The sequence below is a fragment of the Streptomyces sp. NPDC050508 genome, assembly GCF_040655155.1.
GTDB lineage: Bacteria > Actinomycetota > Actinomycetes > Streptomycetales > Streptomycetaceae > Streptomyces.
Genome location: NZ_JBFAJJ010000003.1, coordinates 378,686 through 402,913, shown reverse-complemented (window position 1 = coordinate 402,913; position 24,228 = coordinate 378,686). Strand labels below are relative to the sequence as shown.

The window sequence follows — 24,228 nt, the reverse complement described above, 5'->3', positions numbered from 1 at the left end:
GTCGACCCACGTCGACACCAACCTCCCAGAATCAGAAGGGAGTTGAGGAGTGATACGAGATTTCAGAGGTCGAACTCGTGCGGCGGCAGGTCGAGCGTGAAGCAGGCCTCGCGGACCACGGCCTGCTCGGTCTTGTCGAAGTCGCCGTCCGCGCCGCCGATCACGATGCCGATCTGGATCACCGCACGCGCCTCGGCGGGCTTCTTCTTCGCCTTGGCGATCTCCTGCAACACGCTGACCTTGCCGAAGGCGAAGTCGGCCGTCAGCTTGTTCAGGTTCTCGTCGAAACGGCGCTGGAGGTCCATCGCGTCGAAGTTCTGCAGCACCTCGTTGCTCGCGATGAGCTGGGCGACGCGCTGCCGCTCCGACGGGTCGACGGTGCCGTCGGCAGCCGCCACGAGGGCGCACATCGCCATGCTCGCGTCGCGGAACGCCCCGCTCTTCAGGTCGTTCTTCTTCGCCACGAGCTGGGTCTGCATCGTGGACGCGGACTCCTTGAAGCGGTCCCACAGGGCCATGCGAACTCCATGCGTAGTAGTCGTGCGTATACGAATCCGTGGCTGCAGCACCGTGGAAACTCCCCGGACCGGGGAGAAGTTCCGGCCGCCTAGACTGGTGCGGTTCGTACGAAAGGAACGGCCCGCGACGGGAGGCGACGACGGTGCAGACAGCCGGCAGCGGCTTCGACGATCCGTCCGCCGACGTGCTCGCGGAAGCTGCCGCGGCCTTCGGACTGCTGGCCTCGCCCGCGCGGCTGCACATCGTGTGGGCGCTGGCCCAGGGCGAGAGCGATGTCACCGGGCTCGCGGAGCGGGTCGGCGGTGCGCTGCCCGCGGTCAGCCAGCACCTCACCAAACTCAAGCTCGCGGGCCTCGTCCGGTCCCGCCGCGAGGGCCGCCGGCAGGTGTACTTCGTCGACGACCCCGACGTGGTCGACGTGGTCCGGCTCGCGGTCGCCCGCCGCACCGACCGCGCGACCCACGCCGACGCCGTGCCCGCTCCCCGCCTCCGTGGCCTCTGAAGCCGCCGCGCACCGGCACACCGCGTTGCAGGTGCTACGGCGCCTCGACACGGGCCCGCGCGGACTGACCGACCCGGAGGCCGCGGCCCGGCTCGCGGTGACCGGCGAGAACACGGTTCCCGAGCGCCGTACGACCTCCTGGCACCGTCTGTTCCTGCGCAGTCTGCGCGACCCCTTCACCGCCGTACTGCTCTGCCTCGGCCTGGTCTCGGCGCTCGTCGCCTCCTGGGGCACCGCCGCGGTGATCCTCGCCCTGGTCGCGGTGAGCTGCGTGCTGCGCACGAGCGGGGAGCACCGGGCCGACCGCTCCCTGTACGACCTGCGCGAGCTCGTCGGCTCGACGGCGTGCGTGCTGCGGCGCGCGGACGAGGCGGCGCCGGTGCGGGCCAGGGAGATACCGGTCGCGGAGCTGGTGCCGGGCGATGTGGTGCGGCTCGGTCCCGGCGACCTCGTCCCCGCGGACGTACGACTGCTGCGCGCGAGCGGGCTGACCGTGCACCAGGCCGCGCTCACCGGCGAGTCCGCGCCGGTCGCCAAGGCCGTCGTAGAACTGCCGGGTGTCGGGGACGAGGGCCCGTTCGCGCAGCCGCACCTGTGTTTCCAGGGCAGCGGTGTCGTCTCCGGCAGCGCCACGGCGGTCGTGCTGGAGACGGGCGCACGGACCCGGTTCGCCGCCGCGCACGGCGGGCCGGTGCGGCGCGAGGCGAGCGCGTTCGACCGCTCCGTGCACGGCATCTCCTGGGTGCTGATCCGGTTCATGCTGCTGACGCCCCCGCTGGTCCTCATGGCCAACGCGGCGCTGCGCGGCCGGGGCCTGGAGACGCTGCCGTTCGCCGTCGCGGTGGCCGTCGGGCTGACGCCCGAGATGCTCCCGGTGATCGTGACGACCTGCCTCGCGCGCGGGGCCGCACGGCTCGCCCGTACGCACGGCGTCGTCGTCAGACGGCTCCCCGCGCTGCACGACCTGGGCGCCGTGGACGTCCTCTGCCTCGACAAGACCGGCACGCTCACCCAGGACCGGCCGGTCGTGGAACGCGCTCTCGGCCCCGACGGCCGCGACGATCCCGACGTCCTGAACCTGGCCGCCACAGCCGCCTGGTGGACCCTCCAACTCGCCGAGGCACCCGTGCCCGACGCCCTCGACGAGGCACTGCTGGACGCGGCGGGTCCGGTGGGGGAGGAGTACGACGGGGTCGGGGCCGTGCCCTTCGATCCGGTACGGCGGCTCGCGACGGCGGTCGTGCGCGGCGAGGCCCTCGGCACGCACACCCTGATCGTCAAGGGCGCGGTGGAGGACCTACTGGAGCGGTGTGCGCTCGACCGGGCCGACCGCGACCGCCTGCTGGCCCTGGCCGAGCGGGAGGCGGAGACCGGCCTGCGCCTCCTGGCGGTCGCCACCGCCGAACGCCCCGCACGCGCGCGTGAGTACACCCCCGCCGACGAACGCGGCCTGACCTTCCGGGGGTTGGTGACCTTCCACGACGCCCTGAACCCGGACGCCCGGGAAGCCCTGCGGGCCCTTGCCGACCTGGGTGTCGGCGTGCGGATCCTCACGGGCGACCATCCGGCGACGGCGGCGCGGGTGTGCCGGGAATTGGGGCTGGAGCCGGGGGAGGTGCGGGTCGCCGCGCGCTGCACGCCCCAGGACAAGGCCGACGCGGTCGCCGCCCTGCGCGCGGCCGGACACACCGTCGGCTTCCTCGGGGACGGCCTCAACGACGTACCCGCACTGCACGCCGCCGACGTCGGGATCGCGCCGCGGGCCGCCGTCGACGTGGCCCGGGAGGCCGCCGACGTCGTGCTCGCCGGGAAGGATCTCGCCGCGATCCGGTTCGCCGTCACGGCCGGGCGGCACAGCAGCGCGAACATCGCCTCGTATCTGCGGATCACGTTCTCCTCGAACCTCGGCAACGTCATCGCGATGCTCGCCGCCGGTCTGCTGCTGCCCTTCCTGCCGATGCTCCCGGCCCAGGTGCTCGCCCAGAACCTCTGCTTCGACGCGGCCCAACTGGCCTTCGCCCACGACCGGCCCGGTGCCGAGGTGCTGCGCCGCCCGACCGTGCTGCGACCGCGGGCCTTCCTGAGGTTCATCGCCGGGTTCGGCGTGCTCAACGCGGTCGCCGACCTCGCCACCTTCGCCGTGCTCGCGCTCGCGCTGCGCGGTCCCGACGCCGTGGACGACGAGGTGCTGTTCCACTCGGCCTGGTTCACCGAGAACCTGCTCACCCAGGCCCTGGTGATGCTGCTCCTGCGGACCGGCGGCGGGGCACCGGGTCCGGTCGGCCGGGCGGCGGCCGTGCTCGCCGCCGTGGGAGTGCTGCTGCCGCCGAGCCCGCTGGGCGCTGCGCTCGGCATGACGGGGCTGGCGCTTCCCTACTACCTGTTGCTGGCCGCCGTGCTCGGTCTGTATGCCCTGGCCCTGAGGGGTCTGCGGGTCACCCGTGGGTTGTACAGTTGCGCAACATAGCAACTGTTGTCAGGGACGAAAGGGCGAGATCATGCTCCGCAACGGACTGGAACCATGGCACCTGCTGGTCGTGGCGATCATGGTCATCCTGCTGTTCGGCTCGAAGAAGCTCCCGGACGCCGCGCGCGGGCTGGGCAAGTCCATGCGCATCCTCAAGAGCGAGGCGAAGGCGATGAAGGAGGAGAGCAACGCGACAGAGCCGCTCCCTGCGGAGCCGACAACTGTGCACACGGTGACCGACTCCCCGACGACCACCGCGACGGAGTCGCCGACGACCGCCCACTGAACCGAGTCGGCGGTGGTTACAGGTACGGGTATGACCGTGTGGGTGGCCGGACCAGGGTGAAGGCGCGGGGACCCGTCGCGTAGCCGGCGGTGGCGGACGCCGACGTCTCCCGCGCCTCGCAACCACACGCACCGCACCCGCTCGCCGCGCCGACTCCCCGACGGAGCCGCCGGCGACCGCCCACTGATCAGCGTCGGCGGCGGTTACCGGAGCTGGTTAGGGTCACGGTCATGACCGCTCGTGAACCCACCATCGTCGCCACGTCCGGCGGCCACCGCGTGGGTGGCCGGACCAGGGTGCTCTTCGACGCCCTGGTGCATCACGCGGTCGACCTCTCGGGTGCCCACGGCCGCCGTCCGCGCGTCATGTACGTCGGCACGGCCGTCGGGGACGCCGAACACTTCACGTTCCGTATGACGGAGGCGGCGCGGGTCGCGGGCTTCGACCTGACGCCGCTGCACCTCTTCCCCATGCCCAACCTGGAGGACGTCGAGGGTGCCGTCCTCGACCAGGACGTCGTCTGGGTGATGGGCGGCTCGGTGGCCAACCTGCTCGCCGTGTGGCGCGTCCACGGCCTCGACCGGATCATGCGCAGGGCCTGGGAGTCCGGCGTCGTGCTGAGCGGCGTCAGCGCGGGGTCCCTGTGCTGGTTCCAGGGTGGCCCCACCGACTCCTTCGGCCCCGAACTCCGGCCGGTGACCGACGCGTTGGGATTTCTGCCGTACGGCAACGGGGTGCACTACGACAGTGATCCGGGCCGGCGTCCGCTGGTGCACCGGATGGTCGCGGACGGGACCCTCCCCGTCACCCACTGCACGGACGACGGGGTCGGTCTCGTCTATCGCGGTACTCAACTGGTCGAGGCCGTCAGTGAGTTGCCCGGCAAGGGGGCCTACGTCGTCACGCGCGACGGAGACTCGGCGGTCGAGGAACGCGTCGAGCCCCGGCTGTTGCCGGGGCCGAGGTGACGGGTCAGGCCTGCTGCTGGAGTTCTGTCTTCGTGGCCGTCTTCGCCTCGCGCTTACGACGCTTGCGTTCCGACCTCGGCTCCTGGTCCGGCAGCCAGCCGAACGTCATGCAGCTGCCCACGATGCCCAGCAGCAGCCCGATGAAGAAGCCGCCGAGGTTCGAGGTGAGCCAGCTGCCCAGGGAGCAGAGGATCCCGACGATCGAGTAGAAGAGCCGCTGGCCCGGGCTGAAGAGGATCAGCAGTCCGCACAGCAGCATCATCACGGGGAGCAGGTAGCCGGTCATGCCCTGCATCCCGATGTGCATCGCGACCTTCAGCGACACCTTCTCCGTGAGCAGGATCTCCGCCCCGCCCAGGGCGAGCAACAGCCCGCCCCAGAACGGACGGCGGGCCCGCCAGCGCCGGAAGGCGGGCCCTTTCCCCTGCTGTGGCAGGTTCTCCGACATCAGCAACCCGAGTCGCTGAAGCTGAGCTTGAGGCCCGGCAGCTTGAACACACCCGCCGTGGTGGCGTAGTTGGTCTGGCGGAGGTTGTCGATGTGCACGGTGTCGGACTGCTGGCTGAAGACGCCCTTCTTGCCCTGGACACCCGCCTTGGTGAGTGTGCTGGCGTCGTTGCCGATCTCCATGTTGGTGAAGGCGGCGTCACCCGACAGCTCGGTCGAGTCCGTGGTCAGGTTGTTCGCCGTCACCTTCGTCGAGCCGCTGCCCGCCTTGATCAACAGGTTGATGCCGCCCAGGTCGACGCTCTGGCAGAGGCTGTCGAGGGTGGCGGTCTTGATGGCGGAGGTCATGATCAGCACCTGCCCGCCGGTGTCACCCGCGTTCGGGCTGTTCGGGATCATGTTGTCGAGGTCGCCGAACTGCTCGAAGCCGGTGCCGTCGAGCGACTTGGCGGTGACCGTGAACGGCATGCCCGAGATGGAGAACTGCACCCCCAGGGCGCCCTGCGCGGTGAGCACCGCGAGGGTCGCGGCGACCAGCGTGGCCGGCACCGCCATGATCGCGGCACGGCGCAGTCGGACCTGTCCGCGTCTTTCGGGCCCCTCGGCGGTCTCGGGTGTGGAACCGCTTTCCGGCTGATCAGGGGTGTTTCCGTTGGACGAGTTGGCGTCCGAGGGTGAAGCCATGTCTGCTCCCATGTGCTGCTCTGGTTCAACGCGAGTCGGTATCGAAGTGGCGCGTTGTCCTGGCGCGGACAGCGGGTGCGGCGCATCCCTCCTCACAACTCCCGGCGGGTGCAAGGGCTTTCAGGTTACGCAGCAGTAGCCGTCGAGGAAGTTACCGGGGGTTACATTGGAGGGTCAAGGGAGTTGTGAAAAAAGAGTGTTGGTCATGCGCCACCTGTGAGGCAAGGCCTTCCCGTACTTCCCGCAAAGCCCCGAGTTGTACATCAACTTGCCCTGCATGCCTTGACGTTGACTGACACTCAGGTCTACAACTCTCCCTTGTTTGCCGGATCCGTGGCGCCGGATCCGGCACGCGGCACGAGCCGCGTTCCCGGACTTCCCATTCCGCAGGGGCACTTCACCGCCCCCCAGAGTCCGAACCCCGCGGCCCGGCACGGCCGCTTCCCCCTGGTCGTGCCGTCCGCCCCACCGCCCGGCCCGGCCGGAGACCCCCAACCCCCGTGGGTCTCCGGCCGGTCACCGGCCGGCTGCCGTTGCCGGCCCGTCACGTACGGAGAAGGCGTGACGGGCCGGCAACGGCGAACTCGCGCTCCTCAACCCCCAGTTACCCCACCCCCCAAGAACCCCCTGGTTCGACCCTCCACTTCGAAAGAAGAGGTACACCCGCATGCGCACTCGCACCGTCCTCACCCTCGTCGGCTCCGTCGCCGCGCTCACCCTCCCCTTCATCGCCCCTGCGTCGGCGGCCGACACCGTGCTCACCACCGGCAGCCTCGGCGGCAGTGCCGTCGCCGTCGGCGATGTGCTGACCGCGCCCCTGGCCACCGGCACCACCGCCACCCTGTACTCCAGCGCGACCGGCACCAGCGGCATCAAGTGCACCTCGTCGACGTTCACCGCGACCGTCACCGACAACCCGACCGCGCCGGGCACCGCCACCGAGTCCGTCTCCGGGCAGACCTTCGACAGCAGCAGCTGCACGAGCAACGTCCTCGGCGTCACCGGTGTCACCAGCATCACGGTCGACAACCTGCCGTACACCACCGCGGCCGTCTCGGACGGCACCCTGACCGTCACCCCGGCCAGCGGCTCCACCATCCAGACCACGGTCAAGCTGACCACCCTGCTGGGCAGCATCACCTGCGTCTACCAGGCGCCCAGCCTGAGCGGCACGTCCGCCAACAGCGACACCAGCATCAACTTCACCAGCCAGGCCTTCACCAAGACCTCCGGCTCGTCCCTGTGCTTCAGCGCGGGCTACTTCACCGCGAAGTACGCCCCGGTGACCGACGGCGGCGCCGCGGTCTACACCAACTAAGGAGCACCGACCAAGGAGCAAGTAGGGCCTGTGCGCGTCGAGTTCAGCGTCGACGCAGTCGCAGGGCCAGGGCGGCGCCCCCGGTGAGCACCAGCACCGCGGCGGCGCCGCCCGCCACCATGGGCGCCGACGGGCCGCCCGAACCGGCGTCGGTGTCGGACGCCACCGGGCTGCTGCCCGGCGTGGTGCTCTCCTCGGCGGGGGAGGCCGTGGACTTCTGCGCCGTAGTGGATTCCTGGGCCGAAGGGCTCGCGGCCGTAGGGGACTTGGCGGCCGACGACGACGGACTCGCCGCCTTGTCCTTCGAACCGGCCGACCCCGAAGAGGGAGTCGACGCAGCGCTGCCGCCACCGGGGAACACCACGTCCGAGCACGAGTAGTACGTGTCCTCGGTGCTGCTGTTCTGCCAGATGGTGTAGATCAGTTGGCGCCCGGTCCGGCCCGTCGGCAGAGTCGCCTTGATGCGGTACGCGCCGCCGGTCAGCGGCGGGTCCTTCACCTCGGCGAACGGCGTCGTCGGCAGCTCGGACCAGGTGAGCGGCTTCGACGGGTCGTAACCGGCCTTCGTCAGATACAACTTGAACGTGCCGGTGTGAGCGATCGTCGACGCGTACGTCATCGTCAGCTTCGCCCCCGGAGTCAGCCGCGTCGACGGCCAGTCGGTGCGCGCGAGGTTCAGCCCCTTGTAGTCGGCCAGGCCACCGCTGCACAGCTTCCCGTCGGGGATCGACTGCCGGTCCCGCCCGTTGACGTCGGGGACCCGGATGTTGTCCCAGAAGGTGAAGGGCCCCCCGTTCGCCGCCACGGCCGCCTTGCACGCCGTCGACCCGGCCGCGCTGCCGCCCTGGGGCGAGCAGGCGTAGACCCGGCTGACCGGATAGGTCGGCGCCCCGTGCGCCTGCGCCGGACCCGCCGCCCAGACGGTGAGCAGCAGCGGGGCCATGGCGGCGGCCGCCATGGCAGTGCGATGTGCGGTCATCCGGGACATCCGGAACGTCTCCTCGGCCGGGGCGGGAACGGTCTGTTCGTGCAATACGGGAACGCGGCCCCGCGCGTTCAGCCCGGTCCGCCGCCGTGAACCGGGGCACATCCGGTCAACCGGCCGATGTCTAGGGTCGGTTTCCGGCCGGATCGAGGGTTTTCCCCGTATCCGCATGACCTTTTCTTTGCCTATCGTTTGGTCACAGCTGACCCACAGGCCACCCCTGGTCGGTCGGCTTCCAGCGCCTGGTCGGCCCACGTGCCGCTTTCTCGATGACCCCCCGCCGCTTCGACGACGAAGCGAATCGACCGCTGCTCCGCGCTGCTTGGAGTACGGCCACGAAAGGCAAGCCCTTGCGCACTCCCACGGCATTTCCCACCGGACGAGCCCTGATATCCGCCGCCGCGGTCTCCGCGGCCCTCCTCGCCACGGCCGCCACCTCGGTCGCCGTCGCCCAGGAACCCCCCACCCAGGCCGCCGCCCCGGCCCTCTCCGGACAGACCGAGGCCGCCCCCGGCACCCTCGCCGAGCGCCTCATCGTCGGCTACAAGTCCGGTGCAGCGGAAGCCAGTTCGAACAAGGCCGCCGCGGCCGACGCCACCGCCAAGGGCAAGGAGACCGGCGAGGACGTCGGCTTCCAGCGCCGCCTCGGCACCGGCGCCGCCCTCGTCGGTCTGGGTGACGCGCGTAGCACCACCGAAGTCGCCGACGTCATCGCCGAGTTCAGAGCCGACCCGCAGGTCTCCTACGTCGTACCGGACCGGCTGAACACCCCGCAGGCCGACCCGAACGACACCGAGTACGGCAAGCAGTGGGACCTCTTCGAGTCCACGGCCGGCATGAACGTGCCCGCCGCGTGGCCGACTTCGACCGGCAGCGGCGTCACCGTCGCGGTCATCGACACCGGCTACGTCACCCACTCCGACCTCGCCGCGAACATCGTCGCCGGCTACGACTTCATCACCGACACAGCCGTCTCCGTCGACGGCGACGGCCGCGACAGCAACCCGGCCGACCCCGGCGACTACTACGCTGCCAACGAGTGCGGCTCGGGCATCGGGGCGAGCAACTCCTCCTGGCACGGCACGCATGTGGCCGGCACCATCGCCGCCGCCACCAACAACAGCAAGGGCATCGCGGGCATCGCCTACGGCGCGAAGATCTCCCCGCTGCGCGTGCTCGGCAAATGCGGCGGCTACGACTCCGACATCATCGACGCCATCACCTGGGCGTCCGGCGGCACCGTCTCCGGCGTCCCCGCCAACGGCAACATCGCCAAGGTCATCAACATGAGCCTGGGCGGCGACGGCGCCTGCACCTCGGCCACCCAGAGCGCGATCACCGCCGCAGTGAACCGCGGCACCACGGTCGTCGTGGCCGCCGGCAACGACAACGACAACGTCGCGAACCACTCCCCGGGCAACTGCGCCAACGTGATCTCGGTCGCCGCCACCAACCGCGCGGGCGCCAAGGCGTCCTACTCCAACTACGGCTCCGGCGTGGACATCTCGGCCCCCGGCGGCCAGACCAGCACCGGCACCGCCAACGGCATCTACTCCACGCTGAACTCCGGCACCAAGACGCCGTCCACCGAGTCGTACGCCTACTACCAGGGCACCAGCATGGCCACCCCGCACATCGCGGGCCTGGTCGCTCTCATGAAGTCCGCGAACTCCTCGCTCACCCCGGCCCAGATCGAGTCGGCCGTCAAGGCCAACGCCCGCGCCCTGCCCGGCAGTTGCTCCGGCGGCTGCGGAGCCGGTCTCGCCGACGCGGCCAAGACCGTCCAGGCCGTGAGCACCAGCAGCGGTGGTACGACGACGGGCACGACCTTCTCCAGCGCCACCGCCGTGGCCGTCCCCGACGCGGGCTCGGCCGTCGAGTCCTCGCTCGCCGTCACCGGCCGCAGCGGCAACGCGCCCGCCACCCTCCAGGTCGGCGTCGACATCACCCACACCTTCCGCGGCGACCTCGTCCTCGACCTGGTCGCGCCGGACGGCTCCACGTACCGCCTGGAGTCCGCGAGCACCTCGGACTCCGCCGACGACGTGAAGACCACCTACGCGGTGGACGCCTCCACCGAGACCGCGAACGGCACCTGGAAACTGCGCGTCCAGGACACGGCCGCGCAGGACACCGGAACCCTCAACAACTGGAAGCTCACCTTCTGACAGCACAAGGAACGCACAGAAACAGACCGGCCGACCCGTACGTAGAGATGCGCCCCTGCGTGTGTCTCGTCGGGGCGGCCGGTCGTTCGTTTGGCCGAGAACGGTCGCTGACACGTGCTGTAGCTACCGAAAGTGGTCAAGAGTCGGGTCAGGGGTGACACAGAGACGCAAGTGATGGGAACGTGAGGGGAGTTGGGGGTCTTCGGGTGCAAGGTCGACGCCGTCGGACGGTGAGCTACTGTGTACAGGGGGTAAGAAAAAACGGCACGGGCCGTTGTTTTTTCCTTCACGGGAGTGTTTCAGTCGATGGTGAGGCAGCTACGGGCCGAACAGACCCGCACAACAATCATCACGGCCGCCGCCGAGCTGTTCGACCGGCAGGGCTATGAGTCCACCAGCCTCAGCGACATCGTCGACCACGCCCAAGTCACCAAGGGCGCCCTGTACTTCCACTTCGCGGCCAAGGAAGACCTGGCCCACACCATCCTGGAGATGCAGGCCAGGGCCTCGCGCCAGATCTCGAAGGACATGGACAGCCGGGGCTACTCCTCATTGGAGACACTGATACGTGTCACCTTCGGCATGACCCGCCAGGCCGTCGAGGGCCCCATCCCGCGGGCCGGACTCCGCCTCGCCGCCGGGGAGATCGAGCTACGCCCCTCGATGCCGCACCCCTTCACGGAGTGGCTGGACATCGCCGCCCGCAAACTCACCGGCGCCGTCGCGGAAGCCGACGCGCACCCCGATATCGACGTGGACGCCGTCGCCCGCACCCTCATCGGCCTCTTCGTCGGCATCCGCGTCCTGGGCCGCACCCTCGAACCGGTGGCGCTGCAGCCCCGCAGAACGGCCGAGATGTGGCACCTGGTGATCCGGGGCGTGGTCCCCGTCCCCCGCCGCGCCCGCTATCTCAGCCTCGCCGCGCGACTGGAGCGGGAGATCGGGGCCGACTGACCCGCCCGGTACGGTGAGGCGCATGCCCGACACCCCCGCCGCGCCCGTGATCCTCGGCAACGAGCCCGGCTCGTTCCCCCGCAGCGTGCTGGCCGAACGGCACCCCGCGATCATCGACCAGGTACGCGACGCCTTCCCGTACGGCCCTGAACAGCACCGCGCCCTCGACGCCCTGCTGAAGAACTGCACCGAGGGCACGATCGAACCCCTCCCCACCGACGCGCCCGACCACGCACAGTGGGCGGCCTGGGGCACCGACGAGTACGCCGGACACTCCTGGTACGACGTGCCCTGGCTCTGGTCCGAGAGCTACTTCTACCGCCAACTCCTGGACGCCGTCGGCTACTTCGGCCCCGGCGTCTGGCAGGGCATTGACCCGTTCCGCCCCTTCAAACGCGCCGAACTCGACGCCCCCGAGACCGACGAGGAACTGGCCGCACTCGACGCGCTGGACGGCAGACCGTCCGAGGAACGCGCCCAGGCCCTGCTGCACGGCTCCCTGTGGGGCAACCGCGCGGACCTCGGCTTCCGCCTCTCCGCGGCCGGAGCCGAGTCGGCCGCACAGGCACCCGTCCCGGCCCTGGTCGCCGACGACAGCGAGCGGCTGTGGTCACTCCTCTCCGGCACCGGCACGCTCTGCCTCGTCGCCGACAACGCGGGCCGCGAACTCATCCCCGACCTGCTGCTGATCGCCCACCTCCTCGACCAGGGACGCGTCGACCGCGCGGTCCTGCACATCAAGCCGCACCCGTACTACGTCTCCGACGCCACCACCGCCGACGTCGTCGACGCCCTGCACCGGCTGACCGGGGCGCCGGGTGCGGCGGCGACGTACGGCCGCCGCCTCTGGTCGGCCATGGCGGACGGCCGCCTGACTGTGCGCGCCCACCCCTTCTCCTGCGGCCCGCTGCCCTACGCCGACATGCCCGCCGACCTTCGTGCGGAGTTCGCCGCAGCCACCCTGACCATCGTGAAGGGCGATCTCAACTACCGGCGCCTGGTGGGCGATTGCCTCTGGGCCCCGACCACTCCCTTCGCGGATGTCACCGCCTACTTCCCGGGCCCGGTCGCCGCCCTGCGCACCCTCAAGTCCGACGTGATCACCGGCCTCGACGCCCGCACCGAGGCCGCGTTGGTCGCCGCGGAGGGACAGCGCTGGCGCACGGGCGGCACCCGTGCGCTGATCCAGGTGCGGGGGGTGTCTTCGGCGCCCGTCGTGTAGTTGGCTCGGCCACTGACGTTCTTGTCGCACGAGGGGAGTACGACCGAGATGCGTATCGGGGTAGCACCGCACCGGCTGTGGCCGGACCGGGAGGACGAGCTGGACGCTGTTCTCCAAATCGCCGTCAGGGCCGAGGAGTTGGGGTTCGACCATGTCTTCGCGAGCGGTCACGCGGTGGCCGGTGCGACAGGTGTGACCCCGGACCCGCTGGTCCTGCTGGCGGCGGTGGCCGGGGCGACACGGCGGATCGGGCTGGTCACCAGCGTGCTGGTGCTGCCGCTGTACAACCCGGTCGTCGTGGCCCACCAGACCGCCACGCTCGACCGGCTCTCCGGAGGCCGTTTCACCCTGGGCGTCGGCACCGGCTGGGACACCGAGGAGTACGCGGCCGTCGGCGTCCCCTTCGCGGGCCGGGGCCGCCGGACCGACGAACAGCTCGCTGTCGTACGGCAGTTGTGGCGGGGTGAGGGATCGCCGCGCCTCGGAGTGCTGCCGCGCACGGAGGGCGGTCCGCAGGTGTGGATCGGCGGGGGGAGCGACGCGGCACTGCGCCGGGCCCTGCGGTTCGGTGACGCGTGGCACGGCTCCGGGGTCGACGCCGAGGCGCTCACCGGCGTACGGGCGCGGCTCGACGCGCTCGATGACGAGGTGGGCCGCGATCCGGCGACGCTGGAGTTGACGGCGGGTCTGTTCCTCGTGCCGCCCGGGTTCGCCCCCGCGGTGAAGGTGCCGGGCCGGCCGCTGGGCGGAGCCGACGCGAGTGCCGAGAGCGTGCGGGACGAGCTGGGCCGGCTGGCCGACGCCGGGCTCACGTCCGCCTCCCTGTGGCTGCCGGTGGCCACGGAGGCGCTGCCCGACGCGCTCGCGTGGGCCGCAGGGGAACTCGTTTCGCCTTTTTCCGGGGAGTGAAGTTTTCTCTGGCCTCCCTGTGGTGATCATGTCAAAACGCTGGTACTTCTTGCTCGTATGACGACGTCACGTCAATTACGAGTGGGAACAGGGAAGTTGACGGCAGGCGCGACCGTGCTGGCGCTGGTGCTCGCCGCCTGCGGCGGAGGCGGGGGCTCCGGGTCCTCCGGCGGCGGGAGTCAGAAGGTCACCGTAGCCGCGCTCCCGTTGACGGACGCGGCTGCGCTCTATATCGCCCGGGACCGCGGACTGTTCGAGAAGGAGGGGCTGGACGTCACCATCCAGCCCGTCCAGCAGAGCATCCAGGCCCTGCCCGCGCTGTCCAAGGGGCAGGTCGACGTGATCGCGAGCGCGAACTACGTCACCTTCCTCCAGGCCGACGAGAAGGGCACCCTCGACCTCCGCATCCTCGCCGAGGGTGTCCGCACGGCACCGCACATGATGGACGTACTGGTCCCGAAGGACTCGCCGATCAAGAGCGCCGCCGACCTCAAGGGCAGGACGGTCGCCGTCAACATCCTCAACAACATCCAGTCGCTCACCCTGAACGCGATCCTCGACCAGCAGGGCGCCGGTCACCCCGTCTACCGGCAGATCGCCTTCCCGCAGATGGGCCCTGCCCTGCAGAAGGGCCAGGTCGACGCCGTACACGCGGTCGAGCCCTTCGACAGCGCGATCCAGGGCGAGTTGAAGGCACGCGTGCTGATCGACGGAGCGTCCGCACCCGTCCAGTCCCTGCCGATCAGCGGCTACGTCACCACCCGCGCCTTCGCCGACAAGCACGCCAAGGCCGCCGCGGCGTTCCGGCGCGCGATCGAGGCCGCCTCGAAGATCGCGGCCCAGGACCCCTCCGCCGTACGCGCCGAACTCCCCAAGTACACCAAGGTGACCGCGGCCCAGGCCAAGACCATCGACCTGCCCGCCTATCCGGTCGCCACCGATCCAGCCCAACTGCGCCGACTCGTCGAACTCATGCAGAAACAGGGGCTGTTGAAGAAGGCGATCGACCCGGCCACGCTGCTCGTCAAGTGAACCGGCGCCAGGAACTCGCCCTCGGCGGCCTCGGCGTACTGCTGGCCTTCGGCATCTGCGAGGCGGTCGGCCGGGCAGGCGTCGTGCGACGCAGCTACCTGCCGCCCGCCTCCGAAGTCCTCGCCCGCGCCGTCGAGTTGGCGGGCGACCGCGCCTTCCTGGACGGCGTCGGCGTCACCCTGCGCGCCTGGGCGCTCGGCCTCGGACTCGCCTGCGCGATCGCGGTTCCAGTGGGCCTGCTGCTCGGCAGCGTGCCGGTGGTCGACGACGCCGTACGCGCCGTGATCGAGTTCCTGCGCCCGCTCCCGTCCGTCGCGTTGATCCCCCTCGTCTCCCTCCTGCTCGGCTCCGGCACCGAGACCGAGGTCGCGCTCATCACGTACGCGTCGGTCTGGCCCATCCTCTTCAACACCGTCTACGGGCTGGGCGAGACCGACCCCCTCGCCAAGGACACCCTGCGCGCCTTCGGCTTCGGCCGTCTCTCGGTGCTCCTGCGCGTCGAACTCCCGGGCACGGCCCCGTTCATCGCCGCAGGCGTCCGCATCTCGGCGTCCATCGCCCTCGTCCTCGCCGTGGCCACCGAACTCCTCTCCGGCTTCGGCCAGGGCCTCGGCATCTTCATCGCCCAGGCCCAACTGGCCACGGACGGTACCCGGGACGTGCTGGCGGGGGTGGTGTGGGCGGGAGTGCTGGGGCTGGTCATCAACGGGGTGCTGGTGTGGGTGGAGCGACGGGTGTTTCCGTGGACACCGGAACGCCGGGAGAGGGCGGGGGAGGCCACCGGGTCGGGGGACGGTTCTGATGCCGGGCGCCCGGCAGGCAGCGGTGGCGATCGGGCCGAGGGCGGGTTGCCGACATGAGCAAGGCGCCGAACTCCGTGCCCCGCCCCGCGGGCCGAAGCAAGCCCTTGATCCGCGGCACGGCGGGGCGAGCCGCACACCTGACCCGGAGCGCAGTGGTCCTCGCCCGCGGTGCCCTTCTGCGCTGGCTGGTCCTCGTACTCGCCCTCGCCGCCTGGCAGTTGGCCGCCCGTGTGCACGGCAGCGTCTACTTCCCGCCGCCCGCCCGTATCGCCCACCACGCCTACGTCCTGTGGTTCTCGGGCCCCGTCGGGCACCTGTTCCTCACCCCGGCCGCCGTCGACACCATCCTGCCCAGCCTCGGCCGGATGTCCGCCGGCTTCGCGCTCGCCGCCGTCGCCGGCATCGCCCTCGGTGTCCTGGTCGGCCGTTCGCGCCGGGCCTACGCCCTGTGCAACCCGGTCCTGCAGTTCGCGCGGGCCGTCCCGCCGCCCGCCCTGGTCCCGGTCTTCGTGGTCGTCTTCGACTTCGGTACGCCGATGCAGCTCGCGTCGATCGTGTTCAGCGCCGTCTGGCCGGTACTGATCAACACCGCGGAGGGCGCCCGCGACACCGACCCGCTCCGGCTCGACGTCGCCGCCGTACTGCGCCTGACCGCGCCCGAACGTCTGTGGTTCCTGCTGCTGCCCTCGGCCCTGCCCCGCATCTTCGCGGGCCTGCGGCTCAGCCTCTCGCTCTGCCTCATCCTCATGGTCTTCTCGGAACTGCTGCCGGGCACCGCGAACGGCATCGGCTTCGCGCTCACCGACGCCCAGTCGCGCTCCGACCTGCTGACCGTGTGGGCGGTACTGGTCCTGCTCGGCGCCCTGGGGTATCTGCTCAACACCGGTCTGCTGGCGGTCGAGAAACGGCTCACCGGCAGGGGAAGCAGCAAGGGAAGCCGCAACGGAAGGTCGACCACATGAAGGGAACGGTCCTGGACGCCGTCGTCCAGTTCCTCCGCGACACCGGGATGACCACGGTCTTCGGCAACCCGGGCTCCACCGAACTGCGCATGTTCCGCGACTGGCCCGACGACTTCACCTACGTGCTCGGCCTCCAGGAGTCCACGGTCGTCGCGATGGCCGCGGGCCACGCGCTCGGCACCCGCCGTGCCGCCTTCGTCAGCCTGCACTCGGCCGGCGGTGTGGGCCACGCGCTGGGCGCCGTGTTCAACGCCTACCGCGACCGCGTCCCGCTGGTGATCCTGGCCGGCCAGCAGGCGCGTTCCCTGCTCCAGCTCCGCCCGTTCCTCGGCGCCGACCGGCCGGCCGAATTCCCGCGCCCCTACGTCAAGTTCGCCCACCAGCCGGAACGCGCCGCCGACGTGCCCGCCGTACTCGCCGAGGCCCACCGCATCGCGATGACGCCCCCACGCGGACCGGTGTTCGTCTCCGTCCCCGAGGACGACTGGGACCAGCCGGCCCAGCCCGTCGCCTCGCGCACCGTGCACACCGGCTTCACCGCGGACCCGCACACCCTGTCCGCCCTCGCGGCCCGCCTGGACGACTGCGCCCGCCCTGCCCTGGTCGTCGGCCCCGGCGTGGACGACGAGGAGGCCCTCCCCGAGGTCCTCGCCCTCGCCGAACGGACCCGCGCGGCCGTCTGGATCAGCCCCCTCTCCGGCCGCTCCGGCTTCCCCGAGTCCCACCCCCTCTTCCAGGGCTTCCTGCCACCGGTCGCGGGCCAACTGGCCGCGCGGCTACGGCCGTACGACGTGGTCGTGGCCCTCGGCGCGCCCGTCTTCACCTACCACGTGGACGACGGCGGACCACTCCTCCACCCGGGTACCGAACTCCACCACCTGGACTGCGACCCGGCGCAGGCGGCCTGGCTGCCCACCGGCACCAGCATCGTCACCACCCTCAAGCCCGCCCTCGCCCAACTCGCCGCGCTGCTCGGCCGGTCGGACCGCGAACCGCCCCCGCCCCGACCGGCACCCGCACCGCTGGAACCCGGCGCGGGTCTCACCGCGGAGCTGGTCCTCGACGAGCTCCGGGCCCGGCTGCCCGGGGACCGGGTCCTCGTCGAGGAGGCACCCAGCCACCGGGACGCGCTCCACGCGCGCGTGCCCGTCGACAGCCCCGGCGGCTTCCTCACCACGGGCAGCGGCGCGCTCGGCTGGGGCCTGCCGCTCGCCGTCGGCCGCGCGCTCGCCGACCGCCGCCGAGTGGTCTGCGTGATCGGCGACGGCTCCGCGCTCTACTCGGTGCAGGCCCTGTGGACGGCGGCCCGGCACCGGGCGCCGGTCACCTACGTCGTCCTCGACAACGGCGGTTACGCCGCCGTCCGCGCCCTGGGCCGCCGGATCGGCATCGCCCCGGTACCGGGGACGGACATCGAGGGCGTCGACTTCGTCACCCTCGCCGAGTCCTTCGGCTGCCCGGCGACCTACGTCGACGACCCCGCCGTACTCCCCGAAGTCCTGGACCGCACCCTCCACCTGCCCGACGAGGACGGCCCGCACCTGCTGCACGTCCGGGTCGCCGCGGGCGAGGACGCCCTCTACACCGAACCCTGGGCCAGGTGACCGACCCCGATGCTCCGCCTCGACTCCTTGAGCCAGCACTACGGCGACCAACCGGTCCTGCGCGACATCACCCTCACCGTGCCCGACGGTCAACTCCTGTGCGTGGTGGGCCCGTCGGGCTGCGGCAAGTCCACGCTGCTGCGCACCGTCGCGGGTCTGCTGCCTGCGCGCGAGGGCACGATCACGATCGACGACACACCGGTCACCGGCGTACCCGACCGCCTGGCCGTCGTCTTCCAGGACTACGGCCGCTCACTGCTGCCCTGGCTCACCGTCCGCGACAACGTCGCCCTGCCGCTGCGCCGCCAGGGCCTGCGCCGAGCCGAGCGACGCACCGAGGCGGAACGCATCCTGGACCGCGTCGGCCTGACCGGCGCCGCCCGCCGCCACCCCTGGCAGCTCTCCGGCGGTATGCAGCAACGCGTGGCCATCGCCCGCGCCCTGGTCTGCCGCCCCTCCCTGCTGCTGATGGACGAACCCTTCGGTTCCCTCGACGCCCAGACCCGCGAGGACCTGGAGGACCTCCTCCTGGAGATGCACCGCACGGACCGCACGACCATCGTCTTCGTCACCCACGACATCGACGAAAGCGTTTACGTCGGCGACCGCGTCGTCGTCCTGACACCGGGCCCCGGCGCGAAGATCGCCCTGGACCTGCCGGTCGAACTCCCCGGTCCCCGCGACCAGATAGGGACGCGGGGACTCCCGGAGTTCGTGGCCCTGCGCACCCGGGTGGGCCGCGCGGTGCGCACGCCGGGCCGCGCCCAGCCGTAGCCCAGGAGCGCGAACGTCACAAGATGCGGGGGAAACTCAGGGGTTCGCCGTCGATTCACGCGATGGTGTGATCATGTCCCCTGCCCGGGATGGGTGTTGAGGGCGACGGGTAGGGCCCGGCCATGACCCAGCCGTTCGAACTCCCGCACTTCTACATGCCGTATCCCGCGCGCCTCAACCCGCATCTGGACGAGGCCCGCGCCCACTCGTCCACGTGGGCCCGCGAGATGGGCATGCTGGAGGGCTCCGGGATCTGGGAGCAGGCCGACCTCGACGCGCACGACTACGGCCTGCTCTGCGCCTACACCCACCCCGACTGCGACGGGCCCGCCCTGTCGCTGATCACCGACTGGTACGTGTGGGTCTTCTTCTTCGACGACCACTTCCTGGAGACCTTCAAGCGCAGCCAGGACCGCGCCGGCGGCAAGTCCTACCTGGACCGGCTGCCGCTGTTCATGCCGCTCGACCTGGCAACTCCCGTACCGGAGCCGGAGAATCCGGTCGAGGCGGGGCTCGCCGACCTGTGGGCGCGCACCGTGCCGTCGATGTCCGTGGACTGGCGCCGCCGCTTCGCCGTCGCCACCGAACACCTGCTCAACGAGTCCCTGTGGGAGCTGTCCAACATCAACGAGGGGCGGGTCGCCAACCCCGTCGAGTACATCGAGATGCGCCGCAAGGTGGGCGGTGCGCCCTGGTCGGCGGGACTTGTGGAGTACGCGACCGCCGAAGTGCCCGCGGCCGTCGCGGAGTCGAGGCCGCTGCGGGTGCTGATGGAGACCTTCTCCGACGGCGTCCACCTGCGCAACGACCTGTTCTCCTACCAACGGGAGGTCGAGGACGAGGGCGAGTTGAGCAACGGCGTGCTCGTCCTGGAGACCTTCTTCGGCTGCACCACCCAGGAGGCCGCCGACACCGTCAACGACGTCCTGACCTCCCGGCTCCACCAGTTCGAGCACACCGCGTTCACCGAAGTGCCCGCCGTGGCCCTGGAGAAAGGTCTCACCCCCGACGAGGTCCGCGCGGTCGCCGCCTACACCCAAGGCCTCCAGGACTGGCAGTCCGGCGGCCACGAATGGCACCTGCGCTCCAGCCGCTACATGAACGAAGGCGCCCTCGACAACTCGCCGCTGAACGGACCGACCGGCATCGGCACCTCCGCCGCCGACATCGGCGCCCTCCTCGCCTCGGCCGGCGCCGAACGGCTGCGCGCCTACACACACGTGCCCTTCCAGAAGGTCGGACCCTCTCAACTCCCCGACTTCCACATGCCGTTCCAGGTCGAACTCAGCCCGCACCTGGACGGCGCCCGCCACCGCCTCGTCGACTGGATGCACGCGGTGGGCATGCTGCAGGAGGGCGTCTGGGACGAGGAGAAACTCGCCGCCGCCGACCTCCCGCTCTGCTCGGCGGGCATCGACCCGGACGCCACCGAGGCGGCCCTCGACCTCAGCTCGCGCTGGCTCGCCTGGGGCACGTACGGCGACGACTACTACCCCCTCGTCTACGGCATCCGCGGCGACCTGGCCGCCGCCCGCGTCACCACGGCACGCCTGTCGGACTGCATGCCCATCGAGGGAGCGACGGCCCTCGTGCCGGTCAACGGCATGGAACGCGGACTCATCGACCTCTGGGCCCTCACCACCGCCGAGATGCCCCTGGACGACCGGCGCACCCTGAAGGACGCGATCAACACGATGACCGAGAGCTGGGTCTGGGAGCTGGCCAACCAGATCCAGCACCGGATCCCCGACCCGGTCGACTACCTGGAGATGCGCCGCGCCACCTTCGGCTCCGACCTCACCCTCAGCCTGTGCCGCATGGGCCACGGCCCGAAGGTCCCGCCCGAGGTCTATCGCACCGGCCCCGTCCGCGCCCTGGAGAACGCGGCCATCGACTACGCCTGCCTCCTCAACGACGTCTTCTCCTACCAGAAGGAGATCGAGTACGAGGGAGAGATCCACAACGCCATCCTCGTCGTCCAGAACTTCTTCGGCATCGACTACCCGACCGCACTCGGCGTCGTCCACGACCTGATCACCCAGCGCATGCGCCAGTTCGAACACGTCGCCGAACACGAACTGCCCATCGTCTACGACGACTTCGACCTCTCGGACGAAGCGCGCGAGATCATGAAGGGCTATGTGACGGACCTTCAGCACTGGATGGCGGGCATCCTGAACTGGCACCGCGAGGTCGACCGCTACAAGGCCGAGTACCTGGCCCGGCGCTCGCACGGCTTCGTCCCGGACCGGGTGCCGGCTCTGCCGTTCAGCTGACGTCCCTCACCGGAGGTCCCGGACCCGGTCCGACACGTCCGCGGCGAGTTCCCGTACGGCCGTCGCGGCGGCCCCCGAGAGCTCGTCGCGTATCTCGTCGGCGGCGGCCAGGGTCGCGCGGGCCTCCTCGGGGAGGTCCGCGTCGGCCAGGTCGCGCGCCAGGGCGTAGTGCTCCTCGGCGATGAACCGGCCGAGGTTCACGCCCTGCCAGTGCCGCAGTGAGTTGTCGGCGGGGGCGGCCAGGATCTCCCGAAGAGCCGTCAACGTCTCGCCCGCCTGCGCGAGTTGGCCTGTCTGGCGCTCCAGCCGGGCCTGGGTCAGCCGCGCCGAGACGCGGTCCCACGCCGTGTCCTGAAGGGCGGCGTGGAGGCGCCGGGCGCGCAGCGCCTGGGTGAGATCGCCCAGCTGCTCCAACTCGTGGGCGAGCGAGGACAGGTGAGAGGTGTCGAGCGCCTTCGGAGTATTCGGTCGCCGCAGCAGGCCCTGGTCCATGACGATCTCGTCGAGCCTGCGGATCAGGGCGACCCGGGCCAGCTCGGTCAGGCCCTGGGCGGCGGCCAGTTCGGTCCAGGTGTCCGACGGCTCGTCGGAAGGGTCCGAGCCGAAGAGGCAGTCGTCCAGGCCGAGCGCCCACTCCCGCAGGGCGGTTTCGTCCGCGTCGGGCCCCGGCATCTCGCTGAGCCCGCACGCGGTGTCGAAGTCCGTCTCCCGCACCTCGTGCAGCAGCGGCAGATCGCCCGTGTGCCCGCGCAGCCCCACCAGCACGGCGGCGAGCCGGAGTTCGTCCGTCATCGACGACGCGGCCTCGTGCCGCAGCAGATACCGCAGCAGCTCCAGATCGCCGTCCGCGCGGTCGAACTGCGCGGCCCGCAGCACGAGTCGGCGCCGTACGGGGTCCTCGGCCATCGTGTCCCACACCGTACGGTCGCCCGCCCGCAGTGCCGCGAGATCCGCCCGCCCCTGGGCGAGCACCGGCTCCCACAGCGGGGGACGCGGATGCCGGTCCAGGAGGTCGTAGGCGCAGCCCTCCTCGGCGTTGAGGAGCAGGAAGTCGGGCTCTGTGCGCAGCAGGGCGGTGTACAGCATGCCGATCAGCTCGACCGGGGAACGCTCGGACAGGCCCAGGGCGGCGCGCAGTTCGGGCCTCGCCTCGTCGATTCCGTAGTCCTCGCGGAACTCCTCCTCCGTCTCCGCGACCCGGGCCAGGATCTTCTCCGGGCCGTCGGCCGGGGACAGGTCCAGGTGGTCGCGCCAGCCCGGCAGTCCGATCACGATCTCCAAGGCCTCGTCGACACCGGAGCCGATGATCCCGGCCGAGCCCTCGGAGTCGGCGTACAGCACGGACCCGTCCGCGCACACGAAGTACGTACCGCCCGCGCCGTCGCCCGCGACCGGACGCAGCGGACCGTCCGAGGCCAGCCGGACCGGCTCGACGTGGTCGGCCCGGTCCAGGTCGAAGTCGAAGGGGAACGCGGCCAGTTCGGCCAGGTGGGCGTGGAGTCGGAGCAGCCGCAGGGCGTGATCGGTCATGTCACAGAACGTAACAGCGGCCACTGACAACGGGCTCGGACGGCGGAGCGCGGGGCCTGTCGAGCCGGGAGGTCAGACGGCCGCCGCCTGCTCCCGCGAGGCGTGCTCGACCGCGGCCCACGCCAGCGCCCGGACCACCGGATGCGGGCGCGAGCCGTCGCCGGACAGCTCCGGCTGGAAGAGGGTGGCCAGGAAGAAGGGGTGGCCGGGGAGTTCGGCGATCCGGACATGACCGTCCTCGTCGTGCCCGGAGAAGCGCAGCCCGTGTGCGCGCAGCGTGTCGAGGTGGCGGGTCGGGCCGTAGGAGCAGAAGTAGCGCTCGACCGTGCGCTCCGAGCCGATCACGGACTCGGCGAGCGAGCCCGGTTCGATCGTCACCGCGGCCTCGTGGCCGACGAGCGAACAGGCCAGCGGCTCGATGAGGAAGTCCTCGGCTTCGGGGTCGTTCTCGGCGTGCGCGACCCGCGTCAGCCCGCACACGTCACGGGCGTACTCCAGAAGCGCGTGCTGGAAACCACCGCAGGTGCCGAGGAACGGAATGCCCTCCACGCGCGCGGTGCGGATCGCGGACAGGACACCCGCCTCACTGCGGTAGGGGCTGCCCGGCAGCACCCACACGGCGTCGAACCCGCGCACCGCGTCCGTCACTTCGGCGTCCTCGGACGGGATCCAGTAGGCGTCCAGGACGAGCCGGTCGTGTTCGGCGAGGGCGTCGAGGATGGCGGGGAGCCGGGAGTGCGAGACGACGTTGGGGGAGCGGTCACCGACCAGGGCGACGCGGGCGGTCCGAGCTGCGGAGTTCGTCATGCCCCACATCCTGGGCGCGGCCCGAGGTTCACGTCCAACGATGATTTCTGCACTCGCGATAAGCAGCGCTGATGTGATGCGGCATCCTGTCCGGCATGGACCCGCATCTCCTGCGTACGTACGTCACCGTGGCCCGGCTCGCCTCCTTCTCGGAGGCCGCACGCGAGCTGGGCTACACCCAGTCCGCGGTGTCCCAGCACATCGCCGCCCTGGAACAGGACCTCGGCGCCCCGCTGCTCACCCGCCGCCCCGTCACCCCCACGGCGGCGGGCGACCGGCTCCTGGAACACGCGGGCCCGCTGCTGCTGCGCCTGGACGCCGCTCGCGCCGACGTCGTCAGGATGGCCGCCGCCCCCGAACGCGGGCTGACCCTCGCCGCCACGTCGACCGCGCTCGGGCCACGCGTCCTGGCCGCCCTCCCGCGCGCGGGTGTGACGCTTCGTGTGCTCGCCCGTGACGCGGTGCCGGTCGAGGTCGCCACCGGCACCGCGGACCTGGGCCTGGTCGACGGGATCGCGGCGCCCAACGACCCGCTGCGGCTGCCCGACGTGGCCCCGCTGACCACCCACGCCGTCGCCGAGGAAGCCGTCTGCGTCCTGCTCCCCGACACCCATCCCCTGGCCGGCCGCCCGGCCCTGCGCCTCGGCGACCTGGCCGCCGCCCGCTGGCTGGACGCCCCCGACGCGGGCGTGCCCCTCGCACGACTCCGCGCCGCGAACGGCGGCGGCGCCTTCCGCCCCGCCCTCCGCTACGACGGCACCGACATCCGCGTCCTCATCGCCCTCGCCGCCGCGGGCCACGGCCTGACCCTGCTGCCCCGCTCGGCGGCCACCGGGGTACCGGGCGCGGTCGCCGTCCCGCTCACCGAACCACGTGTCGTGCACCGGACGGAACTGGTGCACGGGGGCGCGCCGCGAGGAGCGGCGGCGCGGTTGGTGGGGCGCCTGGTGGAGCGGGAACGGGAGTGAGGCGCCACGCGCGCGTGCGACGCGCATGGCTTCCCGCTCCTGA

At 71.3% G+C, this 24,228-nt stretch carries 22 protein-coding genes; 16 read left to right on the top strand and 6 right to left on the bottom strand.

Going from position 1 to position 24,228, the window contains the following annotated elements:
* Positions 1 to 62: 62 nt before the first annotated feature.
* Complete coding sequence (locus AB0I69_RS11290; protein WP_043686538.1) at positions 63 to 518, bottom strand: TerB family tellurite resistance protein; 456 nt, start codon at positions 516 to 518, stop codon at positions 63 to 65.
* A 143-nt stretch (positions 519 to 661) separates the two neighbouring features.
* On the opposite strand from AB0I69_RS11290, the gene AB0I69_RS11285 reads away from it, so the two are divergent.
* The 4 genes from AB0I69_RS11285 to AB0I69_RS11270 all read left to right on the top strand — a co-directional run bounded on the left by AB0I69_RS11285 (position 662) and on the right by AB0I69_RS11270 (position 4,742).
* Positions 662 to 1,021, top strand: a complete 360-nt coding sequence (locus tag AB0I69_RS11285; RefSeq protein ID WP_363095342.1) for a metalloregulator ArsR/SmtB family transcription factor — start codon at positions 662 to 664, stop codon at positions 1,019 to 1,021.
* A complete protein-coding gene (locus AB0I69_RS11280; RefSeq protein WP_363095341.1) occupies positions 1,011 to 3,488 on the top strand; it encodes an HAD-IC family P-type ATPase in 2,478 nt (825 codons plus the stop codon). The genes AB0I69_RS11285 and AB0I69_RS11280 overlap by 11 nt, the downstream gene beginning before the upstream one ends.
* A 31-nt stretch (positions 3,489 to 3,519) precedes the next feature.
* Complete coding sequence (gene tatA, locus AB0I69_RS11275) at positions 3,520 to 3,774, top strand: Sec-independent protein translocase subunit TatA (RefSeq protein ID WP_363095340.1); 255 nt, start codon at positions 3,520 to 3,522, stop codon at positions 3,772 to 3,774.
* 230 nt (positions 3,775 to 4,004) lie between these two features.
* Positions 4,005 to 4,742, top strand: coding sequence for a peptidase E (locus AB0I69_RS11270; RefSeq protein WP_363095339.1), 738 nt, complete (start codon positions 4,005 to 4,007; stop codon positions 4,740 to 4,742).
* A 4-nt stretch (positions 4,743 to 4,746) separates the two neighbouring features.
* On the opposite strand, the gene AB0I69_RS11265 is transcribed toward AB0I69_RS11270, so the two are convergent.
* On the bottom strand, positions 4,747 to 5,190 hold the full coding sequence (locus AB0I69_RS11265; protein WP_363095338.1) for a DUF6114 domain-containing protein: 444 nt from the start codon (positions 5,188 to 5,190) through the stop codon (positions 4,747 to 4,749).
* Entirely contained in the window at positions 5,190 to 5,873 is a 684-nt protein-coding gene (locus tag AB0I69_RS11260; RefSeq protein ID WP_363095337.1) for a DUF6230 family protein, read from the bottom strand. The genes AB0I69_RS11265 and AB0I69_RS11260 overlap by 1 nt, the downstream gene beginning before the upstream one ends.
* Before the next feature lie 667 nt (positions 5,874 to 6,540).
* Here AB0I69_RS11260 and AB0I69_RS11255 point away from each other — a divergent pair.
* Positions 6,541 to 7,191: a Tat pathway signal sequence domain protein gene (locus tag AB0I69_RS11255; protein WP_363095336.1), complete on the top strand. Its 651-nt coding sequence runs from the start codon at positions 6,541 to 6,543 to the stop codon at positions 7,189 to 7,191.
* A gap of 43 nt (positions 7,192 to 7,234) precedes the next feature.
* Here the strand turns inward: AB0I69_RS11255 and AB0I69_RS11250 are convergent, their stop codons facing one another.
* On the bottom strand, positions 7,235 to 8,179 hold the full coding sequence (locus AB0I69_RS11250; protein WP_363095335.1) for a lytic polysaccharide monooxygenase: 945 nt from the start codon (positions 8,177 to 8,179) through the stop codon (positions 7,235 to 7,237).
* A 347-nt stretch (positions 8,180 to 8,526) separates the two neighbouring features.
* On the opposite strand from AB0I69_RS11250, the gene AB0I69_RS11245 reads away from it, so the two are divergent.
* From AB0I69_RS11245 to cyc2, 10 genes are all read left to right on the top strand, one after another.
* Positions 8,527 to 10,344, top strand: a complete 1,818-nt coding sequence (locus AB0I69_RS11245) for a S8 family serine peptidase (protein ID WP_363095334.1) — start codon at positions 8,527 to 8,529, stop codon at positions 10,342 to 10,344.
* A 306-nt stretch (positions 10,345 to 10,650) separates the two neighbouring features.
* Positions 10,651 to 11,298 carry a ScbR family autoregulator-binding transcription factor gene (locus AB0I69_RS11240; RefSeq protein WP_363095333.1) on the top strand — a complete coding sequence of 216 codons (648 nt, stop codon included), beginning with the start codon at positions 10,651 to 10,653 and terminating at the stop codon, positions 11,296 to 11,298.
* Positions 11,299 to 11,320: 22 nt separating this feature from the next.
* Positions 11,321 to 12,520: a damage-control phosphatase ARMT1 family protein gene (locus AB0I69_RS11235; protein WP_363095332.1), complete on the top strand. Its 1,200-nt coding sequence runs from the start codon at positions 11,321 to 11,323 to the stop codon at positions 12,518 to 12,520.
* Between the two features lie 48 nt (positions 12,521 to 12,568).
* Entirely contained in the window at positions 12,569 to 13,429 is an 861-nt protein-coding gene (locus tag AB0I69_RS11230) for a TIGR03619 family F420-dependent LLM class oxidoreductase (RefSeq protein ID WP_363095331.1), read from the top strand.
* A 96-nt stretch (positions 13,430 to 13,525) separates the two neighbouring features.
* A complete protein-coding gene (locus AB0I69_RS11225) occupies positions 13,526 to 14,461 on the top strand; it encodes an ABC transporter substrate-binding protein (RefSeq protein WP_363095330.1) in 936 nt (311 codons plus the stop codon).
* On the top strand, positions 14,458 to 15,321 hold the full coding sequence (locus tag AB0I69_RS11220) for an ABC transporter permease (RefSeq protein ID WP_363095329.1): 864 nt from the start codon (positions 14,458 to 14,460) through the stop codon (positions 15,319 to 15,321). Before AB0I69_RS11225 ends, AB0I69_RS11220 begins: the two co-directional genes overlap by 4 nt.
* Complete coding sequence (locus tag AB0I69_RS11215) at positions 15,318 to 16,226, top strand: ABC transporter permease subunit (RefSeq protein WP_363095328.1); 909 nt, start codon at positions 15,318 to 15,320, stop codon at positions 16,224 to 16,226. Before AB0I69_RS11220 ends, AB0I69_RS11215 begins: the two co-directional genes overlap by 4 nt.
* Positions 16,223 to 17,830, top strand: coding sequence for a benzoylformate decarboxylase (gene mdlC / locus AB0I69_RS11210; RefSeq protein WP_363095327.1), 1,608 nt, complete (start codon positions 16,223 to 16,225; stop codon positions 17,828 to 17,830). The genes AB0I69_RS11215 and mdlC overlap by 4 nt, the downstream gene beginning before the upstream one ends.
* A 9-nt stretch (positions 17,831 to 17,839) precedes the next feature.
* Positions 17,840 to 18,604 carry an ABC transporter ATP-binding protein gene (locus tag AB0I69_RS11205; RefSeq protein ID WP_363095326.1) on the top strand — a complete coding sequence of 255 codons (765 nt, stop codon included), beginning with the start codon at positions 17,840 to 17,842 and terminating at the stop codon, positions 18,602 to 18,604.
* 122 nt (positions 18,605 to 18,726) lie between these two features.
* Positions 18,727 to 20,880 (top strand): germacradienol/geosmin synthase Cyc2, encoded by a 2,154-nt coding sequence (cyc2, locus tag AB0I69_RS11200; protein ID WP_363095325.1) that lies wholly within the window; start codon positions 18,727 to 18,729, stop codon positions 20,878 to 20,880.
* A 6-nt stretch (positions 20,881 to 20,886) separates the two neighbouring features.
* Here cyc2 and AB0I69_RS11195 read toward each other — a convergent pair whose 3' ends face one another.
* Together AB0I69_RS11195 and AB0I69_RS11190 are read right to left on the bottom strand one after the other, a co-directional pair.
* A complete protein-coding gene (locus tag AB0I69_RS11195; protein ID WP_363095324.1) occupies positions 20,887 to 22,410 on the bottom strand; it encodes a hypothetical protein in 1,524 nt (507 codons plus the stop codon).
* Between the two features lie 72 nt (positions 22,411 to 22,482).
* Positions 22,483 to 23,217, bottom strand: a complete 735-nt coding sequence (locus AB0I69_RS11190) for a hypothetical protein (protein ID WP_363095323.1) — start codon at positions 23,215 to 23,217, stop codon at positions 22,483 to 22,485.
* Between the two features lie 95 nt (positions 23,218 to 23,312).
* On the opposite strand from AB0I69_RS11190, the gene AB0I69_RS11185 reads away from it, so the two are divergent.
* On the top strand, positions 23,313 to 24,185 hold the full coding sequence (locus AB0I69_RS11185; RefSeq protein WP_363095322.1) for a LysR family transcriptional regulator: 873 nt from the start codon (positions 23,313 to 23,315) through the stop codon (positions 24,183 to 24,185).
* Positions 24,186 to 24,228: the final 43 nt, after the last annotated feature.

Bases quoted from the DNA above. Each gene is read 5' to 3' on its own strand.
- AB0I69_RS11290 (WP_043686538.1), bottom strand. From the start codon at position 518: ATGGCCCTGTGGGACCGCTTCAAGGAGTCCGCGTCCACGATGCAGACC.
- tatA (WP_363095340.1), top strand. From the start codon at position 3,520: ATGCTCCGCAACGGACTGGAACCATGGCACCTGCTGGTCGTGGCGATC.
- AB0I69_RS11270 (WP_363095339.1), top strand. From the start codon at position 4,005: ATGACCGCTCGTGAACCCACCATCGTCGCCACGTCCGGCGGCCACCGC.
- AB0I69_RS11265 (WP_363095338.1), bottom strand. From the start codon at position 5,190: ATGTCGGAGAACCTGCCACAGCAGGGGAAAGGGCCCGCCTTCCGGCGC.
- AB0I69_RS11260 (WP_363095337.1), bottom strand. From the start codon at position 5,873: ATGGCTTCACCCTCGGACGCCAACTCGTCCAACGGAAACACCCCTGAT.
- AB0I69_RS11255 (WP_363095336.1), top strand. From the start codon at position 6,541: ATGCGCACTCGCACCGTCCTCACCCTCGTCGGCTCCGTCGCCGCGCTC.
- AB0I69_RS11250 (WP_363095335.1), bottom strand. From the start codon at position 8,179: ATGTCCCGGATGACCGCACATCGCACTGCCATGGCGGCCGCCGCCATG.
- AB0I69_RS11240 (WP_363095333.1), top strand. From the start codon at position 10,651: ATGGTGAGGCAGCTACGGGCCGAACAGACCCGCACAACAATCATCACG.
- AB0I69_RS11235 (WP_363095332.1), top strand. From the start codon at position 11,321: ATGCCCGACACCCCCGCCGCGCCCGTGATCCTCGGCAACGAGCCCGGC.
- AB0I69_RS11230 (WP_363095331.1), top strand. From the start codon at position 12,569: ATGCGTATCGGGGTAGCACCGCACCGGCTGTGGCCGGACCGGGAGGAC.
- AB0I69_RS11215 (WP_363095328.1), top strand. From the start codon at position 15,318: ATGAGCAAGGCGCCGAACTCCGTGCCCCGCCCCGCGGGCCGAAGCAAG.
- mdlC (WP_363095327.1), top strand. From the start codon at position 16,223: ATGAAGGGAACGGTCCTGGACGCCGTCGTCCAGTTCCTCCGCGACACC.
- AB0I69_RS11205 (WP_363095326.1), top strand. From the start codon at position 17,840: ATGCTCCGCCTCGACTCCTTGAGCCAGCACTACGGCGACCAACCGGTC.
- cyc2 (WP_363095325.1), top strand. From the start codon at position 18,727: ATGACCCAGCCGTTCGAACTCCCGCACTTCTACATGCCGTATCCCGCG.
- AB0I69_RS11195 (WP_363095324.1), bottom strand. From the start codon at position 22,410: ATGACCGATCACGCCCTGCGGCTGCTCCGACTCCACGCCCACCTGGCC.
- AB0I69_RS11190 (WP_363095323.1), bottom strand. From the start codon at position 23,217: ATGACGAACTCCGCAGCTCGGACCGCCCGCGTCGCCCTGGTCGGTGAC.
- AB0I69_RS11185 (WP_363095322.1), top strand. From the start codon at position 23,313: ATGGACCCGCATCTCCTGCGTACGTACGTCACCGTGGCCCGGCTCGCC.